Consider the following 14,448-nt stretch of genomic DNA (forward strand, 5'->3'; position numbering starts at 1 on the left):
AAATGAGCAGGAAACGCCGATGTCTGACCGCAAGCTTCACCCCGAAACCCTGGCCCTGCACGCCGGCTGGCGCGCCGATCCCGCGACGGGGGCGGTAGCGCCGCCGATCTATCAGACCACCTCGTACCAGTTCGAAAGCACCGAGCACGCCTCGGACCTGTTTGCCCTGCGCAAGCTGGGCAACATCTATACGCGCCTGGGCAACCCGACGACCGACATCCTGGAACAGCGCCTGGCGGCCCTGGAAGGCGGCGCCGCAGCCCTGGCCGTCGCCTCGGGCCAGGCGGCCTCGGCCTTCGCAATCCAGAACCTGGCCCGGGCCGGCGACAATATCGTCAGCTCGACCGACCTCTATGGCGGCACCTGGAACCTGTTCGCCAACACCCTGCGCGATCAGGGGATCGAGGTGCGCTTTGTGGATCCGCAAGATCCGCAGGCCTTCGCCCGCGCCACCGACGAGCGCACCCGCGCCTACTATGCCGAGACCCTGCCCAATCCGAAACTGACCGTCTTCCCGATCGCTGAGGTGGCCGAAATCGGCCGCAAGCTGGGCGTTCCCCTGATCGTCGACAACACCGCCGCCCCGCTGCTGGCCCGGCCGCTGGAGCACGGCGCGGCGATCGTCGTCTATTCGACCACCAAATATATCGGCGGCCACGGCACCTCGATCGGCGGCATGATCATCGACGGCGGCAATTTCGACTGGACCGCCCATCCTGAGCGCAGCCCGACGCTGAACACCCCCGACCCCAGCTATCACGGCGCGGTCTGGTCGGAGGCCGCCAAGCCGCTGGGCCCCATCGCCTATATCCTGCGGGCCCGCACGGTGTTGCTGCGCGACCTGGGCGCGGCCCTGTCGCCGTTCAACGCCTTCCAGATCCTGCAGGGCGTCGAGACCCTGCCGCTGCGCATCACCCGCCACAGCCAGAATGCGGCGGCCGTCGCCAAGGCGCTGTCGGCGGCGGCGGGCGTGACCCGCGTGATCCACCCCAGCGTCCAGACCGGGCTGCAGCGCGAACGCGCCGACCGCTATCTGTCGGGCGGCTATGGCGGGCTGGTCGGGTTCGAACTGGCCGGGGGCCGCGAGGCCGGACGCAAGTTCATCGACAGCCTCAAGCTCTTCTATCACGTGGCCAATATCGGCGACGCCCGCAGCCTGGCCATCCATCCGGCCTCGACCACCCACTCGCAGCTGAGCGCCGACGAGCAGCGCGCGACCGGGGTATCGGACGGCTATGTGCGCCTGTCGATCGGCCTGGAGCACATTGACGACATCCTGGCCGACCTGACCCAGGCCCTGGCGGCGGCTCAGTAGGAGGCCGCGAGGCCGCTTGCGACGTGGGTTCCGGCTTGCCCGGAGCCCACGCCTGCCCCTATCCAGAGGGCATGACACACGCCCGCTACGACTTCGCCTCCGACAATGTCGCCGGCGCCATGCCCGAGGTGATTGAGGCGCTGATCGCCGCCAATGCCGGGACGGCCTCGGGTTATGGAACCGACCATGTCAGCGCTGCGGCCGCCGATCGCATCCGGGCGCTACTGGATGCCGACGCCCAGGTGCGGTTCACCGCCTCGGGCACGGCGGCCAATGCCTTTGCCCTGACGGTCCTGGCCCAGCCGCACGAGGCGGTGCTGGCCCATGAGCACGCCCATATCTGCACCGACGAGACCGGAGCCCCCGGCTTCTTTGGCCAGGGCGTCGGCCTGATCGGCCTGCCGGGGGCCTCGGGCAAGATCGAACGGGCCGGGCTGGAGGTGGCGCTGGCGCGGCCTGAAGTGTCCTACAACCAGCCGGCGGCGGCCCTGTCGCTGACCACGGCCACCGAGTACGGCACGGTCTATGATGCGGCGCACCTGGCCTCCCTGATCGCGCCGGTGAAGGCCAAGAGTTACGGCGTCCACCTGGACGGGGCGCGGCTGGCCAATGCGGTGGCGGCGGGCTTCGACCTGAAGTCCGTGGCAAAGATGGGCGTCGATATCCTGGTGATGGGCGGCACCAAGGCCGGCTCGACCCCGACCGAGGCTGTGGTCTTCCTCAATCCCGATCATGCCCGCAGGCTGGACGCCCGGCTGAAGCACGCCGGCCAACTGGTCAGCAAGGGCCGGTTCCTGGCTGCCCCCTGGCTGGGCCTGCTGGGCGAGGCCGATGACGGCGGCCCGTGGGTAGCGCGGGCGGCACACGCCAACGCCATGGCCCAAAAGCTGGCCGCCCTGATGCCCTTCCCCATCCGCCACCCGGTCGAGGCCAACGGCGTTTTTGTCGACATGGATGACGCAGCGCTGGCGCGTCTGCAGGGTGAAGGCTGGTTCGTCTACCGCTTCCTGGACGGCACAGCGCGGTTCATGTGCTCGTGGGCGACGACGCCGGAGATGGTCGAGGAGTTGGGCGCGGCGCTGAAGGCCATCGCCTGATCACCGACTACCGGCGCATCAGCGCGAAAACCGTTTCCAATGGCTCAGGCGGACCGCTTCAGACGGGGTGCCTGCGGCTTGGCCTGGACCTTAAGCGATACTACGGGCGCGGCCGGCCCCGGCGTCGCCACCGTCACAGCCAGCATGCGGGCGATCTCGCTGGCTGGAGACGGACGGCTGATGAAATAGCCCTGGATCTCGGCGCAGCCCTGTCCGCGCAGAGCTTCGAGCTGTTCGATCGTCTCTACGCCCTCAGCCGTGGTCACGATGCCCAGGCTGGCGCCCAGATCGAGCACCGCCTTGATGATGGCCAGGGCGTCGCTGTCCTTGAGGATGTCGCGCACAAAGGTCTGGTCGATCTTGATCTTGTCGAACGGAAAGCTGCGCAGATAGCTGAGGCTGGAATAGCCGGTTCCGAAGTCGTCCATCGAGATGCGCACGCCCAGGGCCTTGAGGTCGTGCAGCATGGTCATGTTGGCGGCATTGTCCTGCAACAACACCGACTCGGTGATCTCCAGTTCCAGGCGTTCGGCAGGCAGGCCGGACGTGGCCAGGGCCGAGATCACAGTGCTCACCAGGCCCCGGTCGCGGAACTGGGCCGGCGACAGATTGACCGCCAGCCGCACGTGGGCCGGCCAGCCGGCGGCTTCGGCACAGGCTGTGCGCAGAACCCACTCGCCCAGCGGCACAATCAGGCCGATCTCCTCGGCCAGGGGGATAAAGTCAGCGGGCGAGACCATACCGCGTTCCGGATGCTTCCAGCGCAACAGGGCCTCGCACCCCGTCACCCGCTCATGTCCCAGATTGTAGAGTGGCTGGTAATGCAGCTGAAACTCGCCGGCCGCCAGGGCCCGGCGCAGATCAAGCTCCAGCGCCCGGCGTGCCTGAAGCTGCTCGTCCATCGCCTTTTCAAAGAAGTGAAACGCGCCGCGGCCGTCGGCCTTCGCACGATAGAGGGCCATATCGGCCTTTTTCAGCAACTCGTCGGCATCCTCGCCGTCAGAGGGTGCCACCGACACGCCGACGCTGGCACCGATCATCACCTGGTGACCTTGCAGCTCAAACGGGGCGGCCATGGCTTCGACAATCCTCTGAGCCAGCCGCGTGGCTCCGGTCAGGTCCGTCAGCCCCGTCTGCACCACCGCGAACTCGTCGCCGCCCAGACGGGCCACGGTATCGCCGTCGCGCACACAGCCGCGCAAACGTTGGGCGGCAGTCCGCAGCAAGGCGTCGCCCAGGGGGTGACCCAGCGTATCATTGACGGTCTTGAAGCGATCCAGGTCGACGAAATGTACGGCCAGGCCGTCGCCGGCGCGGCTGCGACGCGAAAGGGCCTCGCCCAGGTGCTTTTGGAACAGCACCCGGTTGGGCAGCTCGGTCAGCGGATCATAGTGGGCCATTCGGGCAATCTGCGCCTCGGCCCTTTTGCGCTCGGCGATATCCTCAGAAACCCCCAGGAGGTACTCAGGTTTGCCATCGACATCGAGAATGGAAATTTTCTTGGTCCGGAGGATTGCCGTTGATCCGTCCCTGCGCGGCACCAGGTCTTCCTCAATCACCTGCACCACGCCGGACATGACGACCTCCCGGTCGCGGGCGGCATAGATCTGCGCCTGCTCGGGTGCGTAGAAGTCGGCGTCGGTGTGACCGATCATCTCCTCGCGGGAAAAGCCCAGGGTCTTTTCGCCGGCCCGATTGAGCAGGACATAGCGGTGATCGTCTGCACGCTTGACGAAGACCATCGATGGCATGGCCTCGACGACGGCGGTCATGAAGGTTTCGGCGCGCTCGGCGGCGGCCTTGGCCCGGGCCAGTTCGGCAACGCCGCGCCGGTTGCTCTCGTTGGCCGCCTGCAGCAGCGCCAGCACCGTGCCGACCCCGAGATAGCGGCCACCGTCCGTGACGATGAACCCCCGCAGCAGATCTGACGCGCAGTAGGACAGGCTGTCGCTGGTGAATTCGGCCAGGGCCATGCCCGCATCGACCACCAGGGGCGCAGCATCCATCAGGGCGGAGATGGGGCGGTTGGCATAGAGCGCCCGACCATATTCGGCCGCCATGCGCAGGATGAAGGCGTTTCGCTCGACCAGACCGATGGGCCGATCCTCGTCGTCCAGTACCGGCACGATCAGGGTATCGGGCTCCTCGCGGAAGCGCTCATAGAGCATCTTTCCCAAATCGTCACGCCGCACCGGCGCCAGGAAAGAAACGGTGTCCCGCAAGGTCAACATTGGTACGCCTCCACTCAGGAGACAGAACCATTTCCGACCTAATGGCTCCCTAATTTGCGTATTGCACGTCCCGATTTCGTCAAAACTTCATGAGGGCGTCACAGTGATTTCCCGGCGTTCACCATGACTTGCTTGATGATCCAGTCTACGGCGCTACTCTTTTGAATTTCCGTCGCCGATAAGGACCTGGCCCGCCCAGCTGACCGTACCCACGATGATCGAGCCCAGTACCCCGGCCAGCAACCCCCGAACCACCAGGCCGTCAAGTAACCAGGCCACCAGGCCCAGCATGGCGGCGTTCACCACCAGCAGGAACAGGCCCAGGCTGAGGATGGTGATCGGAAAGGTCAGTACCACCACCACCGGCTTGACCACGGCGTTGACAATACCCAGCAGCAAGCCGGCGAAGATCAGGGTCATCCAGCCGTCGGCCGAAATACCGGGCACCAGACGGTCCGCAAGCCACAGGCCAACGGCGGCGAACATCACCCGGAAGATGAAACGGACCATCGCGACTCTGCCATCCTTGAGAACTTTCGAGGCGAAGATCGCCGCGATGAGCGTTCGGTACAAGGCAAGAGCCCTGCCGTTCAATGCCCCAGCCCGGCGCTCGGACATTACAAATGCGTTACCGGACTTAACTTGGCCGCAACCGCTTCCTATCTCAGCTGTTGTGAGGGGATAAGGCGGGCGACCCGCCAGCCCAAGGGGATCGTATTTCGAATGGCCGTTAGCTCTTTGTCGGTGATGTCGCCTGACGGCGGCCTGTCGCGCTACCTCACCGAGATCCGCAAGTTTCCGATGCTTCCCAAGGACGAGGAGTTCATGCTCGCCCAGCGCTGGAAGGAGCATCAGGATTCCGAAGCCGCCCACAAGATGGTCACGTCGCATCTGCGTCTGGTGGCCAAGATCGCCATGGGCTATCGCGGCTACGGCCTGCCGATCGGCGAAGTGATCTCCGAAGGCAATGTGGGCCTGATGCAGGCCGTCAAAAAGTTCGAGCCCGACAAGGGCTTCCGTCTGGCCACCTACGCCATGTGGTGGATCCGCGCTTCGATCCAGGAATACATCCTGCGCTCGTGGTCGCTGGTGAAGATGGGCACGACGGCCGCACAGAAGAAGCTGTTCTTCAACCTGCGCAAGGCCAAGAGCCAGATCGAGGCCTTCCAGGACGGCGACCTGCGGCCTGACCAGGTCAGCGCCATCGCCACCAAGCTGGGCGTGCTGGACAGCGAGGTCATTTCGATGAACCGGCGCCTGTCGGGCCCCGACGCCTCGCTCAATGCGCCCCTGCGCAGTGACAGCGAGAGCGAATGGCAGGACTGGCTGGCCGACGACGACCAGGTCTCGCAGGAGACGGTGGTCGCCGAGAACGAAGAGAAGTCCCTCCGCATGGGACTGCTTGAGGAGGCCATGGTCGAACTGACCGACCGCGAACGCCACATCCTGACCGAGCGCCGCCTGAAGGACGACCCCACCACCCTGGAAGACCTGGCCACCCACTACGGCGTCAGCCGCGAACGGGTTCGCCAGATCGAGGTGCGGGCGTTCGAAAAGTTGCAGAAGACCATGCGCCAGGCGGCCATCGCCAAGAACATGGTCGAGGCCTGAAGCGACCACTAAGCTCCGGTCTCGGGGCGACGATGACGATCAAGGGAGCGCCGCAGCGCTCCCTTTTTTGTTGGCCCCGTTTGCCGGTCCCTGATGAAGCCATCAGGTCGGGAAGGGCTCTAGAAGTCGACGGTCAGGAATACCGTCGCCGTCCGGGGGGCGTTGACCTCGAAGGCACCGCTGCTGATCACCTTCCAGTCGAAGGTGTCGGCAAGATTGGTCACCTGGGCGCGCAGCAGGGCCGGCTTGTCGCCGATGTCGAAGCGGTAGCGCAGGCCGGCGTCCAGGATCGTCGCCGCCGGCGTATGGGTCCGGTTCAACTGGTCAGCGGCGCGGCGGCCGTGGTTGTTGGCCGCGAAGGTAAATGCCAGCCCCTCGACGGGCAGGGCCCAGGTTCCGCTGAGGGTCAGCACCCGCTGGGTCTGGCCAACCGGCTCACGGCCGATCCGCCCTTCCCGCACCGGCGCGCCAGTGACGCGCGGCCGCATCAGCACCGCCCCGGCCACCACCGACAGGCCTTCGACAGGCGAACCGGTCAGGCTGACCTCGACGCCGCGATGGCGAACCGATCCCATCTCGCGAAAGACGTTGGCGTCGTCGGCCGCGAAATAGGGCTTACGCACCTGGAAGCCGCCCGCCACCATGCGCAGATTACGCGGCAGCACCCAGCGCACGCCCGCGTCCCACTGGTCGGTGATGATCGCCGGCAGGGCCTGGGTGCGATTGGCCGCGCTGTCGGGCGCGACGCCGCTCTCTTCCAGGCCTCGGGTCACGCTGCCATAGAGCGCCAGGCGCGGCGACACAGTCCACGAGGCGGCGGCGTTGTAGAGCCAGGCCGGGTCATGGGCCACAGCGCGGACGCCGTCAGGGCGCTGGACGGTCTTGCGATAGTCGGCCCGCTGCAGGCCCAGGCTCAAGGACCAGCGTCGGCTCCAGCGCAGATCATAGGCCAGCCCGCCCGTCCATTGCTCGACCTCGTCCCGCGTCCGCGTGCCCAGGGCAAACACGGGCTCGACGATGTCGACGCGATCTTCGACATGGGTCGCGCCCAGGTTCAGACTGGCCCCGCCGCCATAGAGGCTTTCCCGCTGGCGGCCGCGCAGGGACGCGTGAAGGGCGTGCGCCCAATCGCCCCTCACCAGCGCGCGGCTGAGCCGGATCTCCCCGCTGGTCGAGGCCAGCTTCTGGCGCGGATCGCGGCTGATCCGTCGCAGTGCCGACCCGTCGGCCTGAACATTGGTCAGCACCAGGGCATGGTTCTCGCGCGTGTCGTTCACCGACCGGAACAGCCCGGCCGCGAGATCGAAACCGCCCGGCAGCGCCGCGCGGGTCAGAACGCCGGCGTTCGTCGCGATGTTTCGATAGTCGGCCCAGGCCGGTCCTGCATAGCGACGACGGGCGACGGGCTCGGGGAGGACGCCAGGCGCGGCGACATGGAGAGCCGTGGCCTCGCGATCCCAGGTATCAACCCGGCTCCAGAACGGCAGGACCAGCACCTTGTCCATCGGTCGCCAGCGCGCGGCCAGGGCGTAGGAGCCGTAGACCGCGTCCGCCCCGCTGGCGAACTCGTCGTCGAAGCCGGCGATGCCGGCGACCAGGCTGAGGGTGTCGCTCAGCGGGAGCTGGCTGTCGATCTCGATCCGCCCGCCGCCCATGGGCCCATAGCCAGCCACTAGGCTGACCACGCGCTGATCGCCCGCCGGACGAATGCGGTAGTCGACGATGCCCGTCGGCGCGGGGAACAGATAGTTCTGGGCGGCCAGGCCCACACGCACCACATTGCTCTCGACCAGCCGGTCGGTGAACGAGGCCGGACGGTCCATGTACAGCCCCTCCATCCGGATGTTGCCCGCCGTGATGGGCGAGAAGCCCCGAACCTCGCTGCTGCTGTAGAGGCCCACCCGCTCGTTGCCGATGCTGGCGCCGAAGGCGTCCTCGGCGCCGGCCACGGCGTTGTCATTGACCCGCTGGGCCATGGCCTCGCCAGGCGCACCGAGGGCGCAAGCCGCCAGAACGACCCGCACGGGAGCCAGCTTCAGGAAACGCATCGATCTTTTACTCAGGCTTTGGGAGAGTGACGACGGACCGGCCAGGCGTTTCCACCCGCCGGATCGCTGTTGGCGGACATCCCGTCGAAGGGGCCTCCAGGAACCAGCGCGTGCGCCCAGACGTCACCGACCGTGAAGGGCGAAACAGACAGGCGAGAAGTCGGCGGTCGGGCCATTCCGGGTCGATTCTGTGACGTTACGATATAACATCTCCGATGCAAGATCGGCAACGGCTTGGCAAGGCCCGGGCACTGCCCGCTTTGGGAGAGGCCCGCCTGCTTTGGGAGAGGAAAGGCGGCGGGGCATGATGCTATGATCGGTCGATGACCGCCGCCGCTCTCCCCCAGCTCATCCTCCTGCCCGGCCTGCTGAACGACGCCGAACTGTGGCGCGACCAGATCACCGGCCTGGCCGATGTCGCCCGACCGCACGTACCCGATCTGACTCGCGGCGAAACCCTCGGCGAGCTGGCGCGGCAGGTGCTGGAGATCGCCGAACCGACCTTCGCCCTGGCCGGCTTTTCGATGGGTGGCTATGTGGCCCAGGAGATCGCCCGGATCGCGCCGCAGCGGATCGAGCGTCTGGCCCTGCTGGACACCTCAATCCGCGCCGACAGCCCCGAACGTGCCGCGCGGCGTAAGGCCCTGACGCAAGCCGCTCGCAAGCCCGGCGAGTTCCTTGGCATCAGCCACACGATTCTGAAGAGCTATATCGACCCCTCGCGCCTGGACGACGCCGACCTGACCGGCCGCATCATCGCCATGACCCAGCGCCTGGGCCGCGAGGTATTCATCCGCCAGAACAGCCTGGAGCGTTTCGACGGCGAGGCGGCGGTGAAGGCCCTGCGCTGTCCCCTGATCATCCTCTGCGGCGAAAGCGACCAGATCACGCCCGCCACAGACCATCGCGAGATGGCCGCCGCCATCGGCTGCTCGCACCTGCTGGTGATCCCGAACGCCGGTCACATGACGCCGATGGAGGCACCAGGGCCGGTCAACGGCGCCCTGCGACACTGGCTGGAGCGCCCGGCCGGAACCCGATAGTCCGATCACGGATCTATAAAACATCAATGGCCGGCTGATTGCTCAGCCGGCCATTTTCTGTCGCGCGTTAGGGATCGGACTTAGAAGTTGAAGCGCACGCCCGCGATATAGCGGCGGCCGAAGGTTTCATACTCGATCGGATAGCGCTTCTTGTCGGCATAGCGACGGGCGCCCTGGTCAGTCAGGTTGACGCCGTCGAGATACAGTTCGAAGTGCTTGTTGACCTGGTAGCGGACCGACAGGTCGAGCTCTTCGTCGGCATCCCAGAAGACGTCGCCGTTGTCGGTCGGATAGATGCCGCCGTTCACGTCGCGATAGGTGCCGACCGATTCACCCCAGGGGGTGCGGTACTGGTAGGCGAGACGGACGGTCAGGCCGTACTTTTCGTAGATGGCCTGCAGATTGTAGACCGCGTCAGAGGTGCCCAGGACGCTGATCGTGCGGGCAGGAACGGTGCCCACGGCCGGCAGGGTCACTTCCGAAGTGGTCCAGGTCCCCGACAGACGGGTGCCGAAGCCTTCCATCCATTCCGGCAGCTTCAGGTCGCTGACCAGTTGCTTGGCCGTGCCGGAGAAGAACAGTTCCAGGCCCTGCAGGTGGCCGTCGCCGCCGTTGTCGATGCGGGAGAAGACATAGCTCGAGCGGTCCAGACCCGCGACGTCAAGGGTGTCGAGGCCGAAGGTGTTCGACTTCTGAACCAGCACGTCGGAGATGTCCTTGTAGAACACGCCGGCCGAGAAGAAGCCCTCGGGCGTCATGTACCACTCGACATAGGTGTCCAGGCCGATCTGCTTTTCGGGCTTGGCCAGGGGATTGCCGCCCGAGATGGTCTGGGCCGAGTCGTTGATCGAGAAGTTCGGACGCAGGTCGTCGAAGTCGGCGCGCGAGGCCGAGGTGGTCACGCCCACCCGCAGCTTGACGTTCTCGCGGACGTTCCAGTTCAGGTGGACGCTGGGATAGACCAGGGTCTCGTCGCTGGAGGTGTTGACCAGGCGGGTCTCGGCCGCCGTGGTGCCGACGGCCGGGAAGTTCACATAGGCTTGGCCGGTGTTCTCGATCATCTCGACGCGGGCACCGTAGACAACGTTACCCCAGTCGAATGTCGTGGTGGCCATACCGTAGGCGGCAGTGATCTTTTCCGACACCTTCCAGAAGTTGCCGCGGGTGTCGTTGCGAACTGCCGCGCCGCTGGCCACCTGGGCGTCCATATAGGCCGTGGTCGCGCCCGCATTGGTGTAGCGGAAGCTGTAGTTGAGGTTCTGGGTGCCCATATAGGCGTCGTCGATGGCGAAGAACGACCAGGGCAGCGCGGTGCTGGAGGTGAAGCTGCGCGTGTAGCTGGTCTCGCGCGACTTCTTGGTGCGGTCGGTGAAGAGGCCGCCAAATTCCAGCTTGGTGGGCAGGCCGAAGAACTCGGTCTCGTGGTCCAGATCGAACTTGCCGGTCCAGGCGCTGGTGATGTCGCCGCCGGTGAGGTTGCCAATGGACTGGGCGGGGAACTGGAAGGCTTCGATATTGGTGACCTGCGCGCCCTGGGTACGGGCCGAGGTCGTGCCGCCGGTGGTGAACAGCTTGATGGTGTTCACGTCGCCGTTGCGGAAGTCATATTCAACGGTCGGACGCAGCAGGAAGCTGGACGGGCTCTGGAACGCTGCCGTCACCGGGGTGTCGCGGCCGTCGTCGGTGAAGGTGTAATTCAGGCGCCAGGACGCGTTCCAACCCGACAGGGTGTGCTCGCCACCCACCGTATTGGTGGTCATGAACTCCTTGGTGTCGCGATAGTCGACGCGTCCGTTGATCCGCGCGCCATACACCGTGCCGAAGGTCGGGTTGTTAGCGTTGATGTAAGCGGCGGAATTGTACGCGTTACCCGCAGCATCCGTGCCCTGGTCCAGACGGAAGATGAAGTTATCGCGCAGTTCGTCATCATGATAATAGGTGTTGATGGTGCTGGCGAAGATCGAGTTGTTGTCGTCGAACTTGTAGTCAATGCGGGTCGAGCCCGAATAGTTCGATCGGTTCAGACGGTAGTGCTTATTCTCGTGTTCACGCGCGAAATGCTTGGTCGGATCCGTCGTGTTGGTGATGTAGGGATCGGTTTCCCAGTTATTGGTGACCATGTCGCGGCTGTAGAACGAACCCTGGGCCACGATGCCCAGCTTGCCGTCCATGAAGATGTTCGAATAGACGAGGTTGGTGTCCCACTCGGTGCCGCCGCCCAGCTCGACCTTGCCGACCCCGACCTTGCCGGTCAGCTTTTGGCCTTTGTAGTCAAAGGCGCGGCGCGTACGGATGTCGATATTGCCGGCCACGGTGTCGCCCGGCATCGACGGCACGATGGCCTTCTGAACCGTGATCTGGCTGGCGATGGCAGAGGGGATGTTGTCAAAGCGCGAGTCGCGGCCCTGCGGGCTCACCACGCTCAGACCGTCGAAAGACAGGGTGGTCCAATAGACCGGCGCGCCGCGCAAGTTGATGTAACGGGCTTGGCCCTGGTCGCGCTGGACGGCGACGCCCGGCAGGCGGCCTACGGCGAAGGCGATGTTCTGGTCGGGCAGGTCGCCGACGGCGTCGGCCGAGAGGACGCTGACCAGCGAGTCCGAGTTGCGCTGCACCTGAAGGGCGGTGGCTTCGCTTTCCGCGAGCGGGCGACGGGCGGTGACCAGCAGCTCGCTGACTTCTGCGGTTTCAGCACCTGCAACCTGGGCGTTGGCCATCGACGCCAAGCCGAGCGCCGAGACGGCGCCCATCAGAAGAACCCGGAATTTCATTGTAGTCCCCTCAGTGAGTTGGGGGACCGTTAGTTAGGCTCTGTGAAACATTTTTAGGATTTGCATTGTCGAATTGTGACGGTCGAGTGATAGCCAAGCCCTGTCACACGAGGGACACACCCGCCTCGCCCGGCAGATCTCATCGATCCACCCTTGAACCGCGCCACTCGGCCAACTAGGCCGCGCCGCGACCGCCGTTGTCATCGGCGCCCATGAAGCCCATCAGGGCGTCGATGCGGCCCAATAGCTGAGCGCGGACTTCAGCGCCGGAGAGATCGCTGAGCATGCATTCCTCAAGGGCCGCAGCCGCAGCGACCAGACGCGGCTCCTTGACCGCCTCACCGACCTTGCGCAGTTCCACAGCCTGAGCAGCCAGAGCGCGGCGGGCCTGGGCGGGGTCGCTGTCCAGCGCCTGGGAAGCCGAGCGAACGATACGCAGGGCCTGGGACAGGCGCGCGGCGATCGAGCCCTTGGCGTCGGCCTTGCGCTTGCGAGGCCCCTTGTAGTCGGCCGAGTTGAACCGACGACGGTCGGGGCCGACATACTGCACCGCCTCGACCCAGTCGCGAGGCTTGAGCGCCACGGCCTCCAGGCGGCGCTCAAGGTCACCGATGGTGAAGGGCTTGCGCATGAACTCGTGAACCCCGGCGTCGCGGGCCCCGAAGATCAATTCAGCGGTGGCGTCGGCCGTGCACATGACGATTGGCGCCATACGGCAGGCCAGGTCGCTGCGGCGAATTTTGCGGGTCAGCAGCAAACCGTCGAGACCCGCGCTGGCCTGCTCAACGAAGATCAGTTGCGGATCCATTGTACGGGCCATGGCATAGGCCTTCTCAATGGTCGGTGCGGCATAGATCTGCACGCCACCCAACCCGCGCATCTGGTCAGCCAGCAGGCGCCCGGTCGCCGGATTGGGGTCAGCGACCAGCACCCGCTGTGTCTTGGCAGCGACGCGGTTGATCGTGCGAAGATTGCCGTCAAACACCGGACCAATCAGCTCCTACTCTGGTACGCACTCTACACTAGAGCGCGATCGTAAAAATCAGTTTGACGACGTTTGCGTAAAGCCACGTCAGTTTGAGAGCGTGACGCTGAGGCCGCCCTCGAAATCTTGCAAGATATCGATGGCTTCATCCACATCGGCGGTCGGTGTCTGGCCCGCGGCGAACCGATAGCGCCAGAAACTGGCGATGTGCGACACCACGCCGAGCTTCTCGCCCAGCGAGATGAACATGTCGGGTGCCCGCAGCAAAAACTCGCGGAAGGCCTGGGGTCGGCCATTGTGGATAAGGTCCTCGAAGGCGTCATCATACACCTTGATAGCCCGCTGAACTGCCGCGCGTTCCACCATGACACCGTTCTGCAGGCGCCGGCGGGTCTCATCGATATAGCGGGCGGTCTCGGCATCGCGCGCGCCGGTGATGACCATCTGGCCGATCTCGGCGCTGACGACGGTCAGTTGCGGCCACAGCTTGGTGAGCATCCACTTGTAATAGAGGAAGCCCTTCCAGCTGAAGACGCCTTCCTTGAAGCTTTCGCCCTCCATGACCAGCGTATGGCGCAAGGGCTCAAGGCGCTCGTCGACATGGGTCGACAGCAGGGCCTCGACAAGGCGGGCGACATGCGTGCCCGAGGCCCGGCCGGTATCACGATAGGCCAGCTCGATCAGGCGCGAGATCTCATAGGCGACAAAGCCCATCATCTGCTCCAGATCGCCGGGCGAGATGGCGAAATAGCAGGGCGCCACGTTCAGAGCGTGGCGACGCAGATGCTCGCGGAGCAGGAACGGGTCCAGCGACGGCAGGCTGTCGATCAGCCGCAGGGTCTGCAGGTCGCGCCCCATGTCGGAGTGGTCGTTGCAGGCCTCGCGCAGCAGATCCATCCAGCCGCGCTGACCAACAAAGAACGACTGGCCGCCCAGACCAAGATCAGAGCGATCGAACGGGATGATGATCTTGGTCGCCGTCGGGCGCGCCTCGTCGAACAGGAAGATGTCGTCGTTGCGGAGGCGATGCTTGACCACCAGGGCGCTGTTCAGCACCCGGTTGCGGAAAAGGGGATGCTGGCCGTGCTCAGGGCGGTGGCCGCTATCGGCCTGGATGGCCAACAGGTTGAGCACCCTGCTGGTCGAAGCGGTGCGCTCCAGCGCACGAAGACTGCGGGTGACCCGGTCGGTCTTGCGCACTGGTTTCAGTTTGCGACGCGCTGACACGACGGGGCGATCCTTGCAGGAAGAGACCCCCTGTATGCGCGCAGCTTGCTAAACAAACGCTAACTGAACCGCGATCTCTCACGAGAGCTCAACCTTTAGGATTTTCCACAACATCCTGTG

At 65.3% G+C, this 14,448-nt stretch carries 10 protein-coding genes; 4 read left to right on the forward strand and 6 right to left on the reverse strand.

Annotation, left to right across the window (positions count from 1 at the left end; all coding sequences use genetic code 11):
• The first annotated feature begins 19 nt into the window (after positions 1-19).
• Together ACW179_RS02105 and ACW179_RS02110 are read left to right on the forward strand one after the other, a co-directional pair.
• A complete protein-coding gene (locus tag ACW179_RS02105; RefSeq protein ID WP_492062491.1) occupies positions 20-1,315 on the forward strand; it encodes an O-acetylhomoserine aminocarboxypropyltransferase/cysteine synthase family protein in 1,296 nt (431 codons plus the stop codon).
• Between the two features lie 71 nt (positions 1,316-1,386).
• Entirely contained in the window at positions 1,387-2,412 is a 1,026-nt protein-coding gene (locus ACW179_RS02110; RefSeq protein ID WP_492062493.1) for a beta-eliminating lyase-related protein, read from the forward strand.
• Between the two features lie 44 nt (positions 2,413-2,456).
• Here the strand turns inward: ACW179_RS02110 and ACW179_RS02115 are convergent, their stop codons facing one another.
• Positions 2,457-4,643, reverse strand: coding sequence for a putative bifunctional diguanylate cyclase/phosphodiesterase (locus ACW179_RS02115; protein WP_492062495.1), 2,187 nt, complete (start codon positions 4,641-4,643; stop codon positions 2,457-2,459).
• A gap of 153 nt (positions 4,644-4,796) precedes the next feature.
• Complete coding sequence (locus ACW179_RS02120; RefSeq protein ID WP_492062497.1) at positions 4,797-5,153, reverse strand: phage holin family protein; 357 nt, start codon at positions 5,151-5,153, stop codon at positions 4,797-4,799.
• Positions 5,154-5,366: 213 nt separating this feature from the next.
• Between ACW179_RS02120 and rpoH the strand changes: the two genes are divergently transcribed.
• Positions 5,367-6,254, forward strand: coding sequence for an RNA polymerase sigma factor RpoH (gene rpoH, locus ACW179_RS02125; protein ID WP_492062499.1), 888 nt, complete (start codon positions 5,367-5,369; stop codon positions 6,252-6,254).
• 119 nt (positions 6,255-6,373) lie between these two features.
• Here the strand turns inward: rpoH and ACW179_RS02130 are convergent, their stop codons facing one another.
• Positions 6,374-8,302, reverse strand: coding sequence for a TonB-dependent receptor domain-containing protein (locus ACW179_RS02130; RefSeq protein ID WP_492062501.1), 1,929 nt, complete (start codon positions 8,300-8,302; stop codon positions 6,374-6,376).
• 323 nt (positions 8,303-8,625) lie between these two features.
• On the opposite strand from ACW179_RS02130, the gene ACW179_RS02135 reads away from it, so the two are divergent.
• On the forward strand, positions 8,626-9,345 hold the full coding sequence (locus ACW179_RS02135) for an alpha/beta fold hydrolase (RefSeq protein ID WP_492062503.1): 720 nt from the start codon (positions 8,626-8,628) through the stop codon (positions 9,343-9,345).
• Positions 9,346-9,425: 80 nt separating this feature from the next.
• Here ACW179_RS02135 and ACW179_RS02140 read toward each other — a convergent pair whose 3' ends face one another.
• The 3 genes from ACW179_RS02140 to ACW179_RS02150 form a co-directional block, all read right to left on the reverse strand.
• Positions 9,426-12,116, reverse strand: a complete 2,691-nt coding sequence (locus ACW179_RS02140) for a TonB-dependent receptor (protein WP_492062505.1) — start codon at positions 12,114-12,116, stop codon at positions 9,426-9,428.
• Positions 12,117-12,291: 175 nt separating this feature from the next.
• Positions 12,292-13,101 (reverse strand): response regulator, encoded by an 810-nt coding sequence (locus tag ACW179_RS02145; protein WP_492062507.1) that lies wholly within the window; start codon positions 13,099-13,101, stop codon positions 12,292-12,294.
• 87 nt (positions 13,102-13,188) lie between these two features.
• Positions 13,189-14,328, reverse strand: coding sequence for a hypothetical protein (locus ACW179_RS02150; protein WP_492062508.1), 1,140 nt, complete (start codon positions 14,326-14,328; stop codon positions 13,189-13,191).
• Positions 14,329-14,448: the final 120 nt, after the last annotated feature.

The sequence above is a fragment of the Caulobacter sp. AVps18 genome, from assembly GCF_058681425.1.